The organism is Rhodococcus sp. NPDC003348 (assembly GCF_053589375.1).
In genome coordinates this window covers 34,578-50,457 of sequence record NZ_JBSFRT010000034.1, presented here as the reverse complement: position 1 = coordinate 50,457, position 15,880 = coordinate 34,578, and the positions used below count along the sequence as shown (strand labels likewise).

12 protein-coding genes and 1 pseudogene are annotated in these 15,880 nt (G+C 71.0%); 9 read left to right on the top strand and 4 right to left on the bottom strand.

Annotated elements, in window-relative coordinates; translation table 11 throughout:
• Positions 1–10 precede the first annotated feature (10 nt).
• The 6 genes from ACWDU4_RS20705 to ACWDU4_RS20680 all read left to right on the top strand — a co-directional run bounded on the left by ACWDU4_RS20705 (position 11) and on the right by ACWDU4_RS20680 (position 8,707).
• The gene (locus ACWDU4_RS20705; RefSeq protein ID WP_450115797.1) at positions 11–2,152 is read left to right on the top strand and encodes a molybdopterin oxidoreductase family protein; all 2,142 of its coding nucleotides are present in this window, start codon (positions 11–13) and stop codon (positions 2,150–2,152) included.
• On the top strand, positions 2,149–3,648 hold the full coding sequence (locus tag ACWDU4_RS20700; protein WP_450115796.1) for an NAD(P)/FAD-dependent oxidoreductase: 1,500 nt from the start codon (positions 2,149–2,151) through the stop codon (positions 3,646–3,648). Before ACWDU4_RS20705 ends, ACWDU4_RS20700 begins: the two co-directional genes overlap by 4 nt.
• Complete coding sequence (nirB, locus tag ACWDU4_RS20695) at positions 3,645–6,179, top strand: nitrite reductase large subunit NirB (RefSeq protein ID WP_450115795.1); 2,535 nt, start codon at positions 3,645–3,647, stop codon at positions 6,177–6,179. Before ACWDU4_RS20700 ends, nirB begins: the two co-directional genes overlap by 4 nt.
• Before the next feature lie 103 nt (positions 6,180–6,282).
• Positions 6,283–6,702 carry a nitrite reductase small subunit NirD gene (gene nirD, locus ACWDU4_RS20690; RefSeq protein ID WP_450115794.1) on the top strand — a complete coding sequence of 140 codons (420 nt, stop codon included), beginning with the start codon at positions 6,283–6,285 and terminating at the stop codon, positions 6,700–6,702.
• 8 nt (positions 6,703–6,710) lie between these two features.
• Positions 6,711–7,928: a uroporphyrinogen-III synthase gene (locus ACWDU4_RS20685; protein WP_450115793.1), complete on the top strand. Its 1,218-nt coding sequence runs from the start codon at positions 6,711–6,713 to the stop codon at positions 7,926–7,928.
• Positions 7,925–8,707, top strand: coding sequence for a sirohydrochlorin chelatase (locus tag ACWDU4_RS20680; RefSeq protein WP_450115792.1), 783 nt, complete (start codon positions 7,925–7,927; stop codon positions 8,705–8,707). Before ACWDU4_RS20685 ends, ACWDU4_RS20680 begins: the two co-directional genes overlap by 4 nt.
• Here ACWDU4_RS20680 and ACWDU4_RS20675 read toward each other — a convergent pair.
• The 4 genes from ACWDU4_RS20675 to ACWDU4_RS20660 all read right to left on the bottom strand — a co-directional run bounded on the left by ACWDU4_RS20675 (position 8,649) and on the right by ACWDU4_RS20660 (position 12,485).
• Positions 8,649–10,400, bottom strand: a complete 1,752-nt coding sequence (locus tag ACWDU4_RS20675; RefSeq protein WP_450115791.1) for an NTP transferase domain-containing protein — start codon at positions 10,398–10,400, stop codon at positions 8,649–8,651. The two genes, ACWDU4_RS20680 and ACWDU4_RS20675, sit on opposite strands and share 59 nt — an antisense overlap.
• Before the next feature lie 163 nt (positions 10,401–10,563).
• Complete coding sequence (locus ACWDU4_RS20670; protein ID WP_450115790.1) at positions 10,564–11,232, bottom strand: LppP/LprE family lipoprotein; 669 nt, start codon at positions 11,230–11,232, stop codon at positions 10,564–10,566.
• A gap of 95 nt (positions 11,233–11,327) precedes the next feature.
• Positions 11,328–12,041, bottom strand: coding sequence for a transglutaminase domain-containing protein (locus ACWDU4_RS20665; protein ID WP_450115789.1), 714 nt, complete (start codon positions 12,039–12,041; stop codon positions 11,328–11,330).
• Positions 12,042–12,059: 18 nt separating this feature from the next.
• A complete protein-coding gene (locus ACWDU4_RS20660; protein WP_450115788.1) occupies positions 12,060–12,485 on the bottom strand; it encodes a PaaI family thioesterase in 426 nt (141 codons plus the stop codon).
• Positions 12,486–12,537: 52 nt separating this feature from the next.
• Between ACWDU4_RS20660 and ACWDU4_RS20655 the strand changes: the two genes are divergently transcribed.
• The 3 genes and pseudogenes from ACWDU4_RS20655 to ACWDU4_RS20645 form a co-directional block, all read left to right on the top strand.
• The gene (locus tag ACWDU4_RS20655; protein ID WP_450115787.1) at positions 12,538–13,005 is read left to right on the top strand and encodes a winged helix-turn-helix transcriptional regulator; all 468 of its coding nucleotides are present in this window, start codon (positions 12,538–12,540) and stop codon (positions 13,003–13,005) included.
• A gap of 188 nt (positions 13,006–13,193) precedes the next feature.
• On the top strand, positions 13,194–13,487 hold the full coding sequence (locus ACWDU4_RS20650; RefSeq protein ID WP_450115786.1) for a hypothetical protein: 294 nt from the start codon (positions 13,194–13,196) through the stop codon (positions 13,485–13,487).
• Positions 13,488–13,814: 327 nt separating this feature from the next.
• A pseudogene (locus tag ACWDU4_RS20645) lies at positions 13,815–15,731 on the top strand (thioesterase domain-containing protein); the annotation flags it as partial.
• Positions 15,732–15,880 lie beyond the last annotated feature (149 nt).

Below are 15,880 nucleotides of genomic sequence, written 5' to 3'. Positions count from 1 at the left end.
CGGTTCGCACATGCTGGTCTCCACCCCCACCCACTGTCCCTACTGCGGGCTGCAGTGCGCGATGACGATCTCGCGTGATTCTGCCTCCGCGACTCCCGGAGCCACGGCGGCCGTCACCGGCCGCAGCTTTCCCACCAACCGGGGTGGGCTGTGCCAGAAGGGCTGGACCAGCGCGGAACTGCTGCGCAACCCGAATCGGCTGACCGCCCCGCTGATGCGGCGGGGTGGTCGGCTGCGGCCCACCACGTGGGAGCATGCGCTCGACGTCGTCGCCGACGGCTTCGCCGCCGCGCAGGCCGCCGCGGGCAGGGATGCGGTCGCGATCTTCGGCGGCGGGGGGCTGACCAACGAAAAGGCCTATCTCCTGGGCAAGTTCGCTCGTGTCGCACTCGGTACCTCGAACATCGACTACAACGGGCGGTTCTGCATGTCTTCCGCGGCCGCGGCGGCGGGCAAGGCGTTCGGCCTCGACCGCGGCCTGCCGTTCCCGGTGCGCGATCTCACCTCCGCTCGCGCCATCCTGGTGCTCGGGGGGAATGTCGCGGAGACGATGCCGCCCTTCCTCGGACATCTCGCGGCGGCCGCCGAGGCCGGCGGCCTGATCGTCGCGGATCCGCGACGGACCGCGACCGTGGAGCGGGCGCTCGCCGGCGGGGGCATCCACCTGCAGTTGCGGCCCGGCACCGATCTGCCCCTCGCGTTGGGTCTGCTGCACATCGCCGTTCTCGACGGCCGGATCGACCGCGGCTACATCGCCGAGCGCACGGAGGGTTTCGACGACGCCTGGCTCGCGGCCGCGCAGTGGTGGCCGGAGCGGACCGAGCGGGTCACCGGGGTGTCCGTCGCGCTGCTGCGCAGGACGGTCGAGATTCTCTGGCGGGCAAGGCAATCCGACTCGGGCTCGTACATCCTCACCGCCCGCGGGGCCGAGCAGCACGCGACCGGCACGGACACCGTTTCCGCGGTGATCAACCTGGCGCTCGCGTTGGGGCTGCCCGGCCGGCGCGGCAGCGGGTACGGCCCGATCACCGGGCAGGGCAACGGGCAGGGCGGCCGCGAACACGGCCAGAAGGCGGACCAACTGCCCGGCTACCGCAAGATCACCGACCCCGCCGCGCGCGCCCACGTCGCCGGGGTGTGGGGCGTGGACCCCGACTCGCTGCCCGGTCCCGGCCGCAGCGCGTACGAACTGCTGGACTCGCTCGGCACGCCCGAGGGTCCGCGGGCGCTGATGGTGCACGGCGCCAACCTCGCCGTGTCCGCGCCGCGCGCCGGGCACGTCACCGACCGGCTCGCTGCGCTGGATCTGTTGGTGGTGAGCGACTTCCTGCTCTCCGAGACCGCGGCGATGGCGGATGTGGTGCTCCCGGTGCTGCAGTGGGCGGAGGAGGAGGGCACCATGACCAGCCTCGAGGGCCGGGTCCTGCGTCGCCGAGCCGCCGTTCCCGCCCCCGCCGGAGCACGTTCGGAACTCGAGGTGTGGGCGGAGCTGGCGCGCCGCCTCGGCCAGCCCGAGGGGCGATTCCCCACCGACCCCGGAGTCGTGTTCGAGGAGCTGCGCGCCGCGTCCGCCGGCGGCATCGCCGACTACTCCGGTGTCAGCTACGAACGGCTGGACGCCGACGAGGCACTGTACTGGCCGTGCCCGGCAGGCACCGACGAGGACGGCGCCCACCCCGGCACACCGCGAGTGTTCCTGGACCGCTTCGCCACCGACGACGGCCGGGCCCGGTTCGTGGCCGTCGAACACGACGGACCCGCCGAGTCCGTCGACCCCGACTACCCGCTCGTGGCAACCACCGGCCGGGTGCTCGCGCATTACCAGTCCGGTGCGCAGACCCGCCGGATCGCCGAACTCTCGGCCGCCGCGGGCCCGATGTTCGTGCAGATGCACCCGGACACCGCCACCCGGATGGGCCTGGTCGACGGTCGGATGGCGGCGGTGCGCAGCCGCCGCGGCAGGGTGCTCGCGACGGTCCGCTGCGACGACGGGATGCGCCTGGACACGGTGTTCCTGCCGTTCCACTTCGCGGGCGACGAGCGGGCGAACCTGCTGACCAACCCGGCGCTGGACCCGACCAGCCGGATGCCGGAGTTCAAGGCGTGCGCGGTGACGCTCGAGCCGGCAGCCGAAAAGGAGGCGGTGGCATGAGTACGGACCGGAAGCGAATCGTGGTGGTGGGCAACGGGATGGCCGGTTCCCGTGTCGCCGAGGAGCTGCGGCGACGAGACCCCGAGCATGCCCGGCTGGAGATCGTGGTGATCGGCGGCGAGCCGCACCCCGCCTACAACCGGATCCTGCTGTCGAACGTGCTCGCCGGATCGATCACCGCCCGCGACACGCGGCTCAAGCCGGACGGCTGGTGGGACCGGCAGGGCATCGAGGTGCGCTCGGGCGTCCACGTCACCGGCGTCGACACCGAGACCCGCACCGTCGGGTGCGACGACGGCCGCGAGCTCGGCTACGACGAGCTGATTCTCGCGACCGGCAGCCGATCCTTCCTGCCGCCGATCGAGGGTGCGGTGCTCCCGGACGGAACCCTCGCCGACGGTGTGGCGGCGTTCCGCACCATCGGCGACTGCGAGCAGATCGCCGCCGCCGCCGAGAGCGGCGGGAAGGCCGTCGTGCTCGGCGCCGGGCTGCTCGGCCTCGAGGCCGCGCGCGGGCTCCTGCTGCGCGGCATGGACGTGACCGTGGTGCACCCCAAGGACTTTCCGATGGAACGCCAGCTCGATGCAGGGGCAGGCGCCGTGCTGGTGCGGGTACTCACCGAGCTCGGCATGACCGTGGTCCTCGGCAGGCGGGCCGTTGCCCGCGACGTCGACGCGGTGGTCCTCGACGACGGCACCCGGCTGCCCGCCGAGCTGCTGGTGCTCTCCGCAGGGATCCGGCCCGAGGTCGAGTTGGCCCGGGGCGCCGGGATCCACGTCGATCAGGCGATCGTGGTCGACGACCACCTGCGCACCAGCGTGCCGCACGTCTCCGCGATCGGCGAGTGCGCGCAGCACCGCGGCGAGGTCTACGGCCTCGTGCAACCGGGATGGGAACAGGCCGGGGTCGTCGCGGAGCGCCTGGCGGGCAAGGACGCCGCGGCCCGCTACGACGGCACCGCGAACGTCACCCGGCTCAAGGCCCACGACATCGACCTGGCGTCGATGGGGGAGATCGACGCCGACCTGCACTCCGCGCACAGCGAGGTGCTCACCGTCGCCGACCCCACCCGCGGCCGGTACGCGAAGCTCGTCGTCCGCGACGACCGAGTCGTCGGAGCGGTACTGCTGGGCAACCCGGACGTCGTGGGCACACTGACCCAGTTGTTCGACGCCCGGCTGCCGGTCCCGGCGGACCGGATGTCGCTGCTGATCGGCCGCGGCTCCGGCACGGGCGGCGAGATCGCCAGCCCCGCAGGCATGCCCGGATCCGCGGTGATCTGCCGATGCAACTCGGTCACCAAGGCACAGCTGACCGGCTCGTGGAAGCAGGGCGCGCGGACGGTCGCCGCGATGGCCACCGCGACCCGCGCGACCACCGGCTGCGGCGGCTGCAGCTCGGCGGTGCAGGGCATCTGCGAATGGCTGCGCAACTCGGACCCGCAGGACACCGAAGACAGCGTCACAGGATCGATCGAGGAAGAAGGTGCGGCATGAGCCCCCAGTCTGTTGCGAGTGCCAGGTCTGTTACGAGTGCTCGGTCCGTCGTCGTGGTTGGCCACGGAATGGTCGGACACCGGTTCGTGGAGGCGTTGCGGGCGCGCGACGAGGCGGGGCAGTGGAACGTCACCGTCCTGTGCGAGGAAGCGCTACCCGCCTACGACCGGGTCGGCCTGTCCTCGTACGTCGGAACCTGGGACCCCAAGGAACTCGCACTCGCAGGCAACGACTACGCCGGCGACGACCTGGTCGACCTGCGGACCGGCGTCCGCGCCGACACCATCGACCGCGCGGCCCGCACGATCACCACCTCGGCAGGCGACACCCTGGCCTACGACGCCCTGGTGATGGCCACCGGCTCGTACGCGTTCGTGCCGCCGGTCCCCGGGCACGACCGGCCCGAGTGCTTCGTGTACCGCACCCTGGACGACCTGGACGGCATCCGCGCCCGCGCCGAGGCGGCCGGTCCCGGTGCGGTCGGTGTCGTGGTCGGCGGCGGCCTGCTCGGTCTCGAGGCCGCGAACGCGTTGCGGCTCATGGGGATGACCCCGCACGTGGTGGAGTTCGCGCCGCGGCTGATGCCGTTGCAGGTCGACGAGGGCGGCGGCGCGCTGCTGGCCCGACTTGTCGAGAGCCTCGGGGTGGCCGTGCACACCGGTGTCGGTACCGCGGCGATCACCGAGGGGCCGGCGGGCCTGAGCGTTGAGCTCTCCGACGGGTCGGTCATCGACGCGGCGCTGCTCGTGTTCTCCGCCGGCGTCCGCCCGCGGGACCAGCTCGCGCGGGACGCCGGCCTCGATGTCGGGGAGCGCGGCGGCATCCTCACCGACCTCGGCTGCCGCACCTCCGACGAGTCGATCTACGCGGTCGGCGAGTGCGCGGCCGTCGAGGGCACCTGTTACGGCCTGGTCGCTCCCGGCTACACCACCGCCGAGGTCGTGGCGGACCGGATGCTCGGCGGTGCAGCGGAATTCCCGGGCGCCGACCTGTCGACCAAGCTGAAGCTGATGGGAGTCGACGTCGCGAGTTTCGGCGACGCGCACGCCCGGACCGCCGGTGCACTCGAGGTGGTGCTCTCCGATGCGGCGAAGGGCACCTATGCCAAGCTCGTGGTCTCCGACGACGCGAAGACACTGCTCGGCGGCGTTCTCGTCGGAGACGCGTCGGCCTACGCCTCGTTGCGGCCATTGGTCGGTCGTGAGCTGCCGGGTGACCCGGCCGCGCTGATCTCGCCGGCAGGCGAGAAGCCGGGCGCCGGGGCGCTGCCCGACGACGCCGAGGTCTGCTCGTGCAACGGCGTTACCAAGGGCTCGATCTGCGGTGCCATCGCCGAAGGCGCCTGCGACATCGCCGCGGTCAAGTCCTGCACCAACGCCGGCACCACCTGCGGTGGCTGCCTGCCGACGATCAAGCAGCTGCTCGCGTCGTCGGGTGTGGTGATGAGCAAGGCGCTGTGCGAGCACTTCGAACAGTCGCGGGCGGAACTGTTCGAGATCGTGCAGGCCACCGGCACCCGCACCTTCTCCGCGCTGATCACCAAGTACGGAAAGGGATCCGGCTGCGACATCTGCAAGCCGGTGGTGGCGTCGATCCTCGCCTCCACGGACTCGGATCACATCCTGCACCGCCAGCAGGCGGGCCTCCAGGACACCAATGACCACTTCCTTGCCAACATCCAGAAGAACGGCACCTACTCGGTGGTGCCGCGGATGCCCGGTGGGGAGTGCACCCCGGAGCAACTGATCGTGATCGGCGAGGTGGCCCGCGACTTCGGGCTGTACACCAAGGTCACCGGCGGCCAGCGGATCGACCTGTTCGGCGCCCGGGTCGAGCAGCTGCCGGCGATCTGGAAGCGGCTGGTCGACGCGGGCATGGAATCCGGTCAGGCGTACGGCAAGTCGTTGCGCACCGTGAAGAGCTGCGTCGGCTCCACCTGGTGCCGGTACGGCGTGCAGGACTCGGTGGGGATGGCGGTGAACCTGGAGAACCGGTACCGCGGCCTGCGGTCGCCGCACAAGATCAAGTTCGGTGTCTCCGGCTGCGCCCGCGAGTGCGCGGAGGCCCGGGGCAAGGACGTCGGCGTCATCGCCACCGAGAACGGCTGGAACCTCTACGTCGGCGGCAACGGTGGCCAGTCGCCCAAGCACGCGCAGCTGCTCGCCGGTGGCCTCGACGACGAGACACTGGTCAAGTACATCGACCGGTACCTGATGTTCTACATCCGCACCGCGGACCGGTTGCAGCGCACCGCGCCGTGGGTGGAGGCGATGGACGGTGGACTGGACCACCTCAGGGAGGTGGTCTGCGAGGACAGCCTCGGCATCGCCGAGGAGCTGGAGGCGGCGATGGCCAAGCACGTCGACGGCTACCGGGACGAGTGGGCGGGCGTACTCGACGACCCGGAGAAGCTGTCGCGGTTCGTCTCCTTCGTCAACGCGCCCGAGGAAGCCGACCCGACGGTCGCGTTCGACGAATCCGGAGTCCGCAAGGTCCCGGTGCTGATGGGTCTGCCCGCGATGCCCCGGTAGCCGCAGCCCCGCCCGCTGCTTACCGCGAGGGAATCGTGCCTTAACGCCGGGGTAACACCAGCTCCGTAGAAATGAAGACCTGCTGTTACAGGGAGGACGGCCGATGACCGTTATCGATTCACATGCGCAGACCGTCACCGGATCGGGGCGCGACAGCGTCGCCGACGGACGACTCGAATGGACCTCGGCGTGCCCGCTGAGCCGCCTCATCCCGGGGCTGGGCGTGGCGGTGCTGCTTCGCGGAGGCGAGCAGGTGGCGCTGTTCCTGCTCGACGACGGCACGCTGCGCGCGGTCGGCAACATCGACCCGTTCGGCCGCGCCGCGGTGATGTCCCGCGGGCTGGTGGGGGACCGGGCCGGGGAACCGACGGTCGCGTCACCGCTGCTCAAACAGGTTTTCTCGCTCGTCGACGGCCGCTGCCTCGACGACGGAGAGATGCGGCTGCCCGTCTACGACGTGCGGGTCTGGGGCGGTGTCGTGCAGGTGCACAGCCCGCTGCAGGCCGGTGTGGGCACCGCGTGACGACGGCGATGGCACAGGCACAGGCTTCCCGCGGCGAGCCGCTCGGTGTTTCCGGTGGCGAACCGCTCCGGACCCCCGGCGGTGACCCGCTGAAGGGGTTCACGATCGGGGTGACCGCGGCCCGGCGTTCCGAAGAGTTCACCACCCTGCTCACCCGGCGGGGCGCAACGGTCGTACAGGCCGCGGCGATCCGCATCATCCCGCTCGTCGACGACGCCGAGCTGGAACGGGTGAGCAGGGAGTTGATCGAGCGGCCCGCGGAGATCACGGTGGCGACCACTGGGATCGGTTTCCGCGGATGGATGGAGGCGGCCGACGGCTGGGGTCTGGCCGAGGACCTGGGACAGGCGCTCGGCCGGTCCAGGATTCTCGCCCGCGGCCCCAAGGCCAAGGGCGCCATCCGCGCCGCTGACCTGCGCGAGGAATGGTCGCCGGCGTCGGAGTCCTCGGCAGAGGTGCTCGACCACCTGCTCGGTGAGGGGGTGGAGGGCAAGCGGATCGCCGTGCAGCTGCACGGTGCCACAACGGAGTGGGAGCCGCTGCCCGACTTCTGCGAGGTGCTCCGACTGGCCGGCGCCGAGGTCGTCCCCGTCCCCGTCTACCGGTGGACCCCGCCGGACGACCAGAGCGCGATGGATCGGTTGATCGAGCTGACCGTCGGTGGCGGTCTGGATGCGGTCAGCTTCACCAGTGCACCCGCAGTCGCGGCGATGTTGATGCGCGCCAAGGAGATCGGTCTCGTCGACCCGCTGTTGGCCGCGTTCGGAGGTCGGGTGATCGCGGTGTGTGTCGGTCCGGTGACCGCCGCTCCGCTCGAGGCACTCGGCGTGCGCACCACGATGCCGGGGCGGGCCAGGCTCGGCTCCCTGGCCCGGCACATCGCCGAGGAACTGCCCCGTCGTGCGATGAAGGTGAACGCCGCCGGGCACGAGTTGAGTGTGCGCGGCGGGTGCGTCGTCGTGGACGGCGAGGTACGTCAGCTCGCGCCCGCCGCGATGGCGCTGATGCGCACGCTCGCGCGGCGCCCCGGTCGGGTCGTCTCCCGTGAGGAACTCCTTGCGGTGCTGCCCGGCGGCGGGGGCGACACCCATGCCGTGGAGACGGCGATCGCGCGGCTGCGGTCCTGCCTCGGGGCGCCGAAGATCGTGCAGACCGTCGTGAAACGCGGCTACCGGCTCGCGATCGATCCCGCCGACTGCGGCGACGACGACGGGAAGCGGTCGTGAGCCGGCGCGACCGGTGCCGGCCGGCGCTGGTGCTCGTCGCTCACGGCACCCGCTCGACCCGTGGCGTCGACCTGGTCGCGGCGCTCGCGGAGGAGGTCTCGGCATCGGTCGGCATCACCCGGGTTGCGTTCGTCGACGTGCTTGGCCCGTCTCCGGCGGAGGTGCTGCGTGATCTGGGTGGGCCCGCCGTCGTGGTGCCCGCCTTCCTGGCGTCCGGGTACCACGTGCACAGCGATGTCCCGCGCGAGGTCGCCGAGTCGGGGCACCCGGCCGCCCACGTCACCCCGGCGCTCGGACCGGACCCGGTGCTGGCGCTGGTGTTGCGCGAGCGGCTCCGCGAGGCCGGGTGGCGACGCGGCGACGCGGTGGTGCTCGCCGCGGCCGGCTCGTCGGATCCCCGCGCGCTCGCGGACGTGCAGCGGGCGGCGGCGATGCTCGCCGAGCTGACCGGTGACCGGGTCGAGATCGGCTATGCCGCAACCGCGCAACCGCGGGTCCCCGACGTGGTCCGCCGGGTGCGCGAGGCGTCGGGGCGTCGGGTGTTCGTCGCGTCGTACCTGTTGGCGCACGGGCTGTTCCACACCAGGCTCGGGGAGGCCGGTGCGGACGGGGTCGCCGAACCGCTCGGCGTGCACCCGGCGTTGGTGCGCCTGCTGGTGGCGCGCTACCGGGCGGGAGTCTCGGCCGTCGAAGCCGCTGCGGCGCAGCCGCGTTCCACCGTCAGCGTGGCAACGGAAGCAGTTCCACGACTCCTCCGTCGGGTGTTGCCGGTTCGATGACCGCGAGGGCCTCGGCCCCGACGAGCGCCCCCAGGTGTGCGGTGCGCACCTGATTGACGCCGCGCCAGCTGCCGTCGGGCCGCCGGGTGACCGGCACGATCCGGGGGGTGTCCCCGCGACTTCCGGCGGGCGCGAGTTCTGCGCCGTTGGCGATCACCCCGGTGACCGGCACCGGCCGCGGAGCTCCGGTCAGGGCGGCGGTCACGGCCGGCGCGGTGAGCAGGACCGTCGCCACCGCGGCGAAGGGGTTGCCGGGTAGTCCGAGAACGACCCGGTCGTCCGGCAGCGACGCGACGATCTGTGAGCCCCCGGGCCGGCACCGCACCCGGCTCACCACCGTCCGGGCGCCCGACCGGTCCAGTGCCCGGCGCAGGTGGTCTGCGGCGCCACCGCCGGTGGCGCCGACGATGACGATGACATCGGTGTCGGTCGACCCCGCGGCGAGCAGTTCGTCGAAACCGCCGACGGTGTCCCGGAGGTGGGTGTCGGTGGCAGTGTGCAGTCCGCACCACGAAAGATAATGGGGCAGAACGGGTCCGAGGGAGTCGCGGGTCTGCCCGTCGCGCAGTGGTCCGTCGCGGCGGATCTCGTCACCGGTGACGACGACATGCGCGCGCACCGGACCCCGAACCAGCAGTTCGGTGACCTCCGCGCTACGGGCGAGCGAGGCGAGCGCGGCGGTGACGGGGGTACCGCCCACGGCCAGTGACGTTCCGGGTGCCCAGTCCTCACCGCGGCGCCGGGTGTCGTCCCGGTCGGGGGCGTCGGCGGCGCGCGAGAGTGTCTGTCCGTCGAGATCGACGTGCTCGTCACGGATCACGGCGGTGGCGCCGGTCGGCAGGTGCGCACCGGTGGCGATCCGCACCGCGTGCCCGGGGTCGAGGACCACCTCGTCCGAGGAGCCCGCGTAGCGCACGGCGTCGTCGAGACGCCACGGTCCGGGCCCGGACACCGCGTACCCGTCCATCGCCGACACGTCGACCCGGGGCAGCGCGTCGGCGGCGATCAGTGGTTGCGCGAGGACGCCCCCGATCGCGTCCAGCGGCGGCAGTTCGAGTGCGGGCAGTGTCTCGATCCGGCGGCGGACGGCCTCGCGGGCATCGGCGATCGACACCGGTGCGTCGGCGGCCCGCGCGCGTGCGGCGAGGAGATCGGCTTCGGTGTCGCAGTCGGAGATGTCCGTCATTGCCACTGTCGTCACGTTGTCGGGTACGAGCGACTTCATCGGCTGGTTGGGCAGCCCGTCGAGTGCGGCGAGCCGCGCGGTCAGCGCGGCTGTCCGCCACACCCCGAGAAGGAATTGCACGCGGCCGGATTCGTCCACTGCGAAGGCGGCGTCGGCGCTCGAGGTGTCGACGGCCTCACACAGACGGTCGACCGCCTCCGCGGTCAGTGCCGGAAGGTCGGCGGCCAGCACCACGACGATCGGGCTGTTCCCGACCTCACGCAGTCCGGCGGCGAGGGCCGCCACCGGTCCCGCGCCGCGTGGAGATTCCTGGACCTGGACGACGGCCGAATCGAGTTCGGTGCGAGGCGGACCGACGACGACGGTGACCTCTGCGTCCTCGACGGCCGCGAGCGCGGTGGCCAGCATGCTGCGGCCACCGACCTCGATCGCGGGCTTGTCCACGCCGCCCATCCGGGTGCCGGACCCGCCGGCGAGGACAATGGCGTCAAACCTTTCGGCGCTCATCGGTCCATCGTCGCACGGTCGCTCCCGGTGCACCTTCTCGCCGCCCACGCACCGGTGCACCTTCTCGCCGCCCACGCACCGGTGAACGTCGGAGAGGCGGTGACCGCGAGTTCGACGCGACGATCGCCGCCGCGACCACGCCGCGGTCTCCGCGCCCCTGGATTCAGTGGCCGTACGAGTCGAGCATCGCCTGAGGAAGAGGTTGCTGCATCACGACCGTGCCACCGTCCCACCGGTAGTCGACCGTCGCCGGACCGCCGGACGGGCAGCAGTTCGCGTCGCCCGGTCCCAACCACCTGTACTGCACGGTCACCGTGTCCGCGGTGGACCCGGCGACGGAGGTGTAGGAGTACGGCTCCGACGTCGCGGTGCCGAGGAACCGGCCGTCGTGGAAGAACACGACGTGTTCCGGGGTACTCGCGGTGGCGCCGCCGGGTGTCGCGATCAACCAGAGCAGTTCGGGGCAGTTCCCGATCGCGGCGGGGTCGGCCCGGTCGACGATCCACGAGGTGTCATCGGGGCCGAGTGAGGCCAGCGCGTCGGCGACACCGGACGAGGTCGGGTCCAGACACAGGCCGTTGCCGCTGATCGGGCTCGCGGCCGCGGGCGGTGCGGTGGTGGGCGACGCGGAGGGCTGCGGCGGCGCGGTCTGCTCGCTCGCCTCCTCGGCACTCGTCGCGGCCGGGATGGTCGTGGCTGTCGGGTCCGTCGTGACCGGGTGTGTCGTGACCGGGTGTGTCGTGACCGTGCCCGAGCCGACGTCGTCGCCGCAACCGGCGACCGCCGCGAGGAGGAGTGCCGCGCCCGCGACCGCGGCGAGGGTGGGTTTCATACCGGCTCCCGTGTGTCCGTTGGTCTGCCCGACGATATGCCGGGCCGGGTATGGCGGCGCGTAGTCAGTCGTGGGAAGGCGTGTCGCCGCGCGGGTCAGCGTGCGCGGCGACGGCGGAACACCGGGTCGATCGTGGCCAGGACGAGTGGGCGCAGGGTCTGTCCGTACGTCGCGAACAGCTCGTCGCGGGAGTCGAAGGTGCCGAGTGACTGCAGCACTGCACCTGAAAGGTCCAGACACGAAGGGGAACTAGTGGCGGTCCAGCTGATGGGGGAGCGCGCGGCGGCGTCGAACAGGGTTTCCTCGCCGCTGTTGGTGAACGGCAGCGGTGCCGCGCACCCGGAGTCGGAGAACACGACCGACGCGTCGGTCCACTCGCCGTCGACCAGGAAACTCGGCCAGGCGAGCAGCACCCGGTCCGGGACGAACGGCCTCAGGTGCCGGAATCGCGGATACCAGAACTCACCGCGCAGCACGAGGCCCTCGACACGGGTGGCGATGCCCGCCCGCCGGGCGCATGCCTCCACCACCGCCAGGCGCTGGCTGCAGGACCCGGCGGCGCGGGCGAGGGTGACGGACGACGGCTGGGTGTCGTCGAGCCCGTACACCGCGGCGACCCGGGCGCCGACCGCCCGGTGCACGGCGCGCAGGAGAGCGGACTCGAATTCGCCGGCCGTGCGTCGCGGGAGGGCGTCGAAGGCGGGGTGGCGCCAGTCGAGAATGGCGGTCGGGTCGACACCCCCGCGCGCGGGAGCGTCGACCCCGGGCAGGTCACGGCCACGCCAGGGGGTGACCAGGGTGCACGTCATTGCGCGACGCTATCCCGGTCAGCCCGGGAGCGGCACGTTCTGCAGCCGAACCTGGCCCCGGGCGAGGGCCTTTCCGGTCTGCTCGTTGGTGATCGTGACCAGCCACAGCTGTTGCACACGGCCCTGCTGCAGCGGCTCAGCGACGACGAGGGCGCGTTCGCCGCCGGTCGAGGATCGCAGGAAGTCGGTGCCGTTGTGGACACCGACCGCGAACTGGCCGCGGTCGGCGACGGCGGCGCTGGCACCGATGCTCGCCGCGGATTCGACCGCGGTCGCGTACAGGCCGCCGTGCACGACGCCCCACGGGGTGTGGTGGTCCGCGGACAGGTCGATGTGGCCGGTGACACGGCTGCCGGTGGCCTCGTCGACGATCAGGCCTGCCGCGGCGACGAACTTGCTCTCGGGGCGGGACGCGACGTCCGCGACGAAATCGGTGGAGGACATGCCTCGAAGCTAACTGCTGAATTAGAAGTTAGCAACCACTAGTATGGCGACCATGGAGTGGCTGGAGATGAGCACCGAGAACTGCTCGGTGCAGCGCACCCTCGACGTGATCGGCGAGAAGTGGACGATGGTGATCCTGCGCGAGGCCTTCAACGGCGTCCGCCGCTTCGACGACATGCGCCGCCACATCGGGATGTCCGAGTCCGTCCTGGCCGACCGGCTCAGGAAATTGGTGGCCGCCGGGGTGCTGCGGGTGGAGTCCTACCGTGAGGAGGGCAGCCGCGCCCGCAACGAGTACCGGCTCACCGAGAAGGGCATGGACCTGCTGCCCGCGCTGATCTCGCTGTTGCAGTGGGGCGACCGTTACTGCGCCGACGACCGCGGCCCCGGCATCGAGGTCCGCGAACGTGCGACCGGTCTGCCCGTGCACGCGGTGGTTCGGCCGGTCGGGGAGGAGGGGCTCACGGCGCGCGAGACGATCGGCGTTCCCGGTCCGGGCGCGCGCCCGCTTGCGGGGTGACGTCGGCGCCCGGAGAGGGCGGTTGCCGGGCCTCCGGCCGACCCGGAAAGCCGAAAGGATCACGGTCGGCGACCACTTCAGGAAACGGCCGTGGGTAACGCTCCCGATTCCAGGGCCGAAAAACAGACCAACTACTACGTACTCGGGGGTTGGGCTGGATGAGGTACTCAGGGTTTGTCGCAGCTTCCGTGCTGGCCGTCGGCTTGGGTGGCGCTCTCGCTCAGCCGGCGGCCGCTCAGGATTTCGGCAGCTTCGGGCAGTACCGGCCGTGCAGCAACCAGTTCCGACTTCCGTGGGAGCCGGCTTCGCGCACGACGAACGTCGTACTCAGCCCGTTCGGCACGGCGAACATGCACTGCGCGTCATGGCACGGCGTCACCGAGATCTATCAGGTCGATCCCTGGGGCAACAAACACCGAATCAACCGGGCGCAGGTTGTCGTGCCCCTACCGTTCTTCGTCTGGGATCCGGCAACGTTCTGAGGGCTCGGTCGAGGTTGGGGCTGCCCGGGCGGGCCTTGGTCGAACGGACCCGGCCGGCGGACGCAGTGCATGTCGCTCGGGATGCGAGGTGCGCAGCGGCGGAAAGGGGTTCGCCGCCGCCGGTCGCGGCGGTGAACACCTCGGCGATTGCGGCGATTCACCGGTCATGGCGTCGAGGACGCAGTAATCTCTTTGCGCAGCAATACTTTTGGAATCTGACGGACCGCGGGGTCGGTGGGTGTGTCATGATCGTCGCCTTCGAATCCGAGGCGGGGAGTGTTCGGATTCTGTTGCCGGCACTGGAATTGGCTGACGCTGCACCCCGGTCGGGTGGGCGCCACGGGAGGGAATGACAGGATGACGGGTACGCAGCTTGCGGCGGAGGACCGGGACGGTCAGGGGCATTCCTGGGCGCGGGTTGCACTGCCGGATGGACGTCACGCGTGGGAGGTGCCGGGATCAGCCGGTTCCAGCTTCGAGGACCTTGTCACAACCGCTGCGGCGCAGGTGCTTCCACAGGTCAACCTGGTAACGATCGTGGCTCATGCCGATGTGCCGTCCAGTGGTGCCCTCAGTGTGATCATGCTGCGGCACCCGGGTGGGGCGGCAGTCCAGGTGCACTGCAACGCCGAGAACACCACCTCGAGCATCGTCAATGCGGCGGGATTCGCACTGCTGTGTGAGGCCGTCGTCTCCTCGGGCGAAGTGGTTCCGAAGCCGATCTCGGCTGTGTCGGCGCCGGCAGTGCCGGTGGAGGAGCTTCCCGAGGTGGTCGAGAGCTTCGGTGGACGGTGGGACCCGGAGGGGACGCAGCCCCTCGAGGGCCGGCTGTCGCTCATCGTTGCCGAGGCGATGGGCTACGCACTCGAGGACCTGCCCACCGAGATTCCCCTCATCGAGCTGGGTTTGGACTCGCTGATGGCGGTGCGGATCAAGAACCGCGTCGAGTACGAGTTCGACATCCCACAGTTGCAACTGTCGGCGGTGAAGGACGCAAGCTTGCGCGACGTCGCGACCTACCTGCGCTACGCAGTCGAGAACCGGGAGGAGGTGAAAGCGCTCGCGGCGCAGCAGCAGTCCGAACGCGAAGCCGCACAGGCCTCCGAGGCGGTCGCGGTCCCCGAGGAGTGTGTGGTCGGGGCGCCACCCGAGTCCGGCGACATCGACGTGCCGCCGCGTGACGCAGCCGAACGGCTGGCGTTCGCGACCTGGGCCGTCGTCACCGGAAAGTCCGCGAGGAGCATCTTCGCGACCCTGCCGATCCTCGACGCCGACACCGCCGAGAAGATGGCCGCCCGCCTCACCGAACGTGCCGGCGGCGAGATCGGCGTCGACGACGTCCTCGACTCCGAGACCATCGAGCAGCTAGCCGAAACCGTGCGCCTGCACCTCGAAGACGGCCTCGGGATCGACGGACTCGTCCGCACGCTGCGCCCCCGCGTCGAGGGCTCGAACGCCTTGCCGGTGTTCGTCTTCCACCCCGCCGGCGGCTCGACTGTCGCATACGAGCCGCTGCTCAAGCGGCTCCCCGACCACACCCCGATGTTCGGCCTCGAACGCGTCGAGGGCCCGCTCGAGGAGCGCGCGAAGGAGTATGTTCCGTTGCTGCGCGCGATCCAAGGTGACGGCCCGTATGTGCTGTGCGGCTGGTCCTTCGGTGGCGCCCTCGCGTACGCGGTCGCGAAGCAACTCCGCCGGGAAGGCGCCGACGTGCGGCTTGTCGGCCTGATCGACACCGTCCTGCCCGGGGTGAAGGTCGAGAACACCCCGGAGGAGATCCGGGCGCGTTGGCAGAGGTATGGCGCGTTCGCGAAGAAGACCTACAACTTCGATGCACCGCTGCCGTACGACCAACTCGCTGCCGCCGGTAGCGACGAAGAGCAGATCAAGATCCTGATGGACCTGCTCAAGCTGAGCGGGGCGAAGATCCCGAGCGGCATCATCGAACACCAGCGCACGTCCTGGCTCGACAACCGGGCGGTCCCGTCCACCGACCTCGAAAGCTACGACCGCGACGTCGTGCTCTACATGGCCGAGACCTACCTCGACGACCAGATCGCTCTCGAACCGGCATTCGCGATCCGTCAGCCCGACGGCGGGTGGGGCGAGGCCGTGGAGAACCTGGAGATCGTCCACGTCGGCTGCGATCACATCCAGATCATCGACGAGCCGTACATCGGGAAGGTGGGGGCCGACCTGACGAACAAGTTGGCCGCCATCGAAGGCACGCTGCCCAGTCCATGATCCTCGCGGAGTTGCACACCATGTGCCGTGGGAGACCGGAATCGCCAAGTGGCGATGCGCCTTGTGCGAGTGCTGTGCGAGTTGAACTGCGCTTGTTTCGGACTCGACGAGCAGATTGTGTTCACGATCTGTCCAGCAGTGTTCGTTGA

Coding starts and splice junctions, on each gene's coding strand:
- ACWDU4_RS20705 (WP_450115797.1), top strand. CDS start 11: ATGCTGGTCTCCACCCCCACCCACTGTCCCTACTGCGGGCTGCAGTGC.
- ACWDU4_RS20700 (WP_450115796.1), top strand. CDS start 2,149: ATGAGTACGGACCGGAAGCGAATCGTGGTGGTGGGCAACGGGATGGCC.
- nirB (WP_450115795.1), top strand. CDS start 3,645: ATGAGCCCCCAGTCTGTTGCGAGTGCCAGGTCTGTTACGAGTGCTCGG.
- nirD (WP_450115794.1), top strand. CDS start 6,283: ATGACCGTTATCGATTCACATGCGCAGACCGTCACCGGATCGGGGCGC.
- ACWDU4_RS20685 (WP_450115793.1), top strand. CDS start 6,711: ATGGCACAGGCACAGGCTTCCCGCGGCGAGCCGCTCGGTGTTTCCGGT.
- ACWDU4_RS20675 (WP_450115791.1), bottom strand. CDS start 10,400: ATGAGCGCCGAAAGGTTTGACGCCATTGTCCTCGCCGGCGGGTCCGGC.
- ACWDU4_RS20670 (WP_450115790.1), bottom strand. CDS start 11,232: ATGAAACCCACCCTCGCCGCGGTCGCGGGCGCGGCACTCCTCCTCGCG.
- ACWDU4_RS20665 (WP_450115789.1), bottom strand. CDS start 12,041: ATGACGTGCACCCTGGTCACCCCCTGGCGTGGCCGTGACCTGCCCGGG.
- ACWDU4_RS20660 (WP_450115788.1), bottom strand. CDS start 12,485: ATGTCCTCCACCGATTTCGTCGCGGACGTCGCGTCCCGCCCCGAGAGC.
- ACWDU4_RS20655 (WP_450115787.1), top strand. CDS start 12,538: ATGGAGTGGCTGGAGATGAGCACCGAGAACTGCTCGGTGCAGCGCACC.